This is a genomic window from Streptomyces sp. NPDC051555 (assembly GCF_044454405.1).
Classification (GTDB): domain Bacteria; phylum Actinomycetota; class Actinomycetes; order Streptomycetales; family Streptomycetaceae; genus Streptomyces.
On record NZ_JBITDP010000088.1, the window covers coordinates 1 to 3,586 of the forward strand.

The 3,586-nt window shown below is 67.5% G+C and carries 2 protein-coding genes and 1 pseudogene; 1 reads left to right on the top strand and 2 read right to left on the bottom strand.

All coding sequences use genetic code 11. The annotated features are described in order from the left end of the window. Nucleotides 1-68 precede the first annotated feature (68 nt). Nucleotides 69-500 (bottom strand): annotated as a pseudogene (locus tag ACIBEA_RS44280) (transposase domain-containing protein); the annotation flags it as partial. Between the two features lie 422 nt (nt 501-922). Here ACIBEA_RS44280 and ACIBEA_RS44285 point away from each other — a divergent pair. Beyond that, nucleotides 923-1,900 (top strand): hypothetical protein, encoded by a 978-nt coding sequence (locus tag ACIBEA_RS44285; RefSeq protein ID WP_399270203.1) that lies wholly within the window; start codon nt 923-925, stop codon nt 1,898-1,900. Nucleotides 1,901-2,132: 232 nt separating this feature from the next. On the opposite strand, the gene ACIBEA_RS44290 is transcribed toward ACIBEA_RS44285, so the two are convergent. Next, nucleotides 2,133-3,431, bottom strand: coding sequence for a transposase (locus tag ACIBEA_RS44290; protein ID WP_399270205.1), 1,299 nt, complete (start codon nt 3,429-3,431; stop codon nt 2,133-2,135). Nucleotides 3,432-3,586 lie beyond the last annotated feature (155 nt).

The window sequence follows — 3,586 nt, forward strand, 5'->3', positions numbered from 1 at the left end:
CTCGATATCACTGTGCGTCACTTTCCGTTCAGGGCAGGAACCGGACCAGATAGGAGCAATCATCCCCTACTCACACAACCTGGTGTACACCCTCGAAAGCGCCCGAACCGCACCCCGGTCGTGGCCGGTTGCGCAAGTGGACTGGTCAAGACTTCGAACAGGCGGCGGACCGGAGCCGGGCCGACCCGGCGCCGCAGGTCACGCAGGGCCTTCGCGGTCGGCCCGGCGACCTCCAGGCCGACACCCGCCAGCGCCGCTGTGAGCTTGTTCCAGACCAGCCGGTAGCCAACCTCCGGGAACAGGCACATCGCCAGCAGAAAGTAGACCCCGACCCGCGAGGGCAGGTCGCGCAGCCGGTGCTGCACACGGCCAGTCTCCTCCAGGACCGCGTCTACGAGCTCGAATGGCACGACCTGCGTCAGCTCGCCCAGATGGCCGGGCGCGAAAGGGCCCGCGGCCACGACGAACACGCGGGAGAGCCTCGTCAGACCGGGCGGCACGGCACAATGACGTACGGGCAACGGGGCACCTCGGCGATCAGCAGTCTTGGCGGACGATCTGATCAACGCGACCCCCTTGCCCGCGTCACGACCCGACCCCGAAACCCCTTCCCACCAGCGGAAATCCGTTAACTACCCGGCCTTGGGTCAACGCCCCAGCTCTACAACCGGCGCCGCGAACTCCTCGACGACAGCCCGGGCTACGCCCTCGCGGCCGACGTCGCCGGCGCCTTGGCCCACGACCAGAACTGACACAGCGGGCAGCCACGACGGTCCATTTCGAACCGCTCGGGTCGGCGTGTCGGGAAGCGTCCTGCCCCAGTCTTTCGGCAGGCTGAAAGCAGCACCCGTATGGGGAGCGCTACTTCGGCCCTCGTTTCGTGTGCTCAGAGCACGTTCGCCTCGAAGTACGGAGTTGCGCCATGAACGTCCCGCCCCTCCTGCGACCGTCCACGAACCGCACCCGACGCACCCTCTCCCGCACCGTCCTTGGAACGCTCACCGCCGCGAGCCTCGCGGCGGGCACCCTCCTGGCCGCCGCCGGATCGGCGGCCGCGGACCCGGTCACGGTCACCGGCAGCGGCGAGTACGCCGACACCAATGTGCGGATCAGCGACGACAACCCCGCCGTGGGTGACACGCTGGAGCTGACCTACACCCTCAAGGGAAAGCGCTCGGGGCTGATCACCACGCCGCTCACCCTCAAAGCGAGCCCCGGCACCTTCGGAACTCTCCTCAGCGCGCCGACCTGTACCAACACACGCCCCGAGTACGGGGACAACCTCTGTCCCCTCACTGACGACGACCGCTTTCCGGTCACCGACCAGCAGCAGACCATCCTGATCACCCCCAAGCCGTCCATCAATGAGGGCTCGACCACGGTCTTCACGATCGCGTTCAAGGTCCTTGACGCGGCGGACACCAAGAGCTTCGACCTGACCGCGCTGGACAACGACGCGTTCGGCAAGGCCGGCCCGACGAAGATCACCGTGGGCGCCACACAGCCGAAGGAGGCCGATCTCGCGGTCGGCCTCAGCGCCAGGTCGGGCCTCCTGAGGAGTGCGGTCGACTACACGCTGAACCTCACCAACAACGGCCCCGGCGCCGTCGAGTCCGGCACGGCCAGCGTCCAACTGTCGAAGGCCATCAGCGACGTGAGCGGCCTGACTGACGGTTGCACCTTCGACAAGGCCACCCACCGGGTCACCTGCCCGACCGGCACCCTGGCCAAGGGCGCCTCCGCCGAACGGAAGTTCAGGGGACACGTCAAGACCCTCACCCTGCGCCTCCCCCTCAAGGCGCAGGCGACGGCCACCAGCACCCCGGCCGACCCGAACCCGGCCAACAACACCGCGAGCGCCAACTGCGCGGTCGTCACAGGCCTGATCATCCTCTGCTAGGGCGCGTATTTGGTTGTGATCAATGGGTGGTCCGGGTGAGGTCTTTGAGCCAGATCATGACTCTGCTGCGCAATTACGGAGCGCGACGACATCACACCGACGCCCCGCCCTACTGAAGGCCCTAAAGTAGGGTAAGTCGGACGCGGTGTGCGCCTTCAGATGGGTGCCTGTGATAGCGCTCCGTAATTGCGCAGCAGAGTCGATCATGACTCTGCTGCGCAATTCGTGGGGGTTACGCGGTGAGTTGGTAGGCGAGGCGTTCGAGGCGGCTGGTACGGGTGCGTCGCAGGGGGTTTTCGGTCCAGTACGCGTCGAGTCGGATGATGTTGAGGGCGGTGGCGGAGAAGGCGTGCTGGAGGCGGACTTTCGGCAGGCCGCGGTAGCGGGCCTGGCGGATGCCGGTGATGTCGAGGGCCTGGTTGACGGTTCCCTCGACGCCGGCGCGGAGGGCGTACTTGTTCTTCCAGGTGTCGGTCTTCTGCTCGGCGCGGGCCCGGGCGAGGTTCTCGTGGAGTTCTCGGGGCCGCAGGGTGAGCATGCGGCGTCCGGGTTTCGAGGTGGTGCACTGCTGTTGGAAGGGGCAGTCGCGGCAGGTCAGGACGCTGAAGGTGATCACGATGGCGTCCTTGCCGTGCTGTTTGACCGGGTTCCAGTGGGAGCTGGTGCGTCCGGCGGGGCAGCGGACCTCGCGGTTCTTCCAGTCGATGGTGAAGGCGCTCTTGTCGAAGCCTTCGGCGGCCCTGGCCTGCGCGGATCGGTCGAGGAGTGCCGGGGTGACCATGCGGATGCCCTGCTTGAGGGCGTCTGTGACCAGGTCGGCGGAGGGGTAGCCGGAGTCGAGGTAGTGCTCGGCCGGCTTGACACCGTGCCCGGCGAGCTTGTGCTGGATCGGGGCGGTGGCCTTCACGTCCGGCACGGTCGCGTCGGTCGTGTGCACGTCGGTGATCAGATTCGGCTTCACCCCTGCCCCTGCCCCTGCCCCTGCCCCTGCCCCTGCTTCGGCTTCGGCTTCGGCTTCGGCTTCGGCTTCGGCTTCGGCTTCGGCTTCGGGGAGTGTGCCGCAGGTTTCGGTGAGGTGGACCTTGTAGCCGAGCCAGAACAGGTCCTCGCCCTTGGCCGCCCAGCGTGCGTCTGTGTCGTAGGGGGAGGCCAGGCGGAGTTGACCGGGCGGGACGCCGTCGTCGGCGTCCCGCTTCCTGATCACCTGCCGTCCCCGGGCATCGGAGCGGATGAGGTAGGTCTGCACGAGGACCTGCCGCAGCAGGACCACGGCCTCGATCTCACGGATCCATGCCGGGGTGTCGGCGGCCCAGGCGGCCCGGCACAGGGCCAGGGCGTCCTGGCCGAAGACCTGGGCGAGACGGTCGCGCTTCGTCTGCGAGGACGGCATCCGCCAGCCGTCGATCCGGGGCCCGTACCGCTCGGCGAACTCCGTCACATCGATCTGCCCGGCCAGCCAGGACGGGGCCACGGTGGCGAAGGCTTCCAGGGCGGCCCGCACGCTCTCCCCGGCCAGCTCGAGACGGTTCAAGTCCCGCACCGCACTGATCACATGCGTGGAATCTGTGCGCTGCTTGCCCCCGGCGCAATCCGAGGGTGTACACCAGGTTGTGTGAGTAGGGGATGATTGCTCCTATCTGGTCCGGTTCCTGCCCTGAACGGAAAGTGACGCACAGTGATATCGAG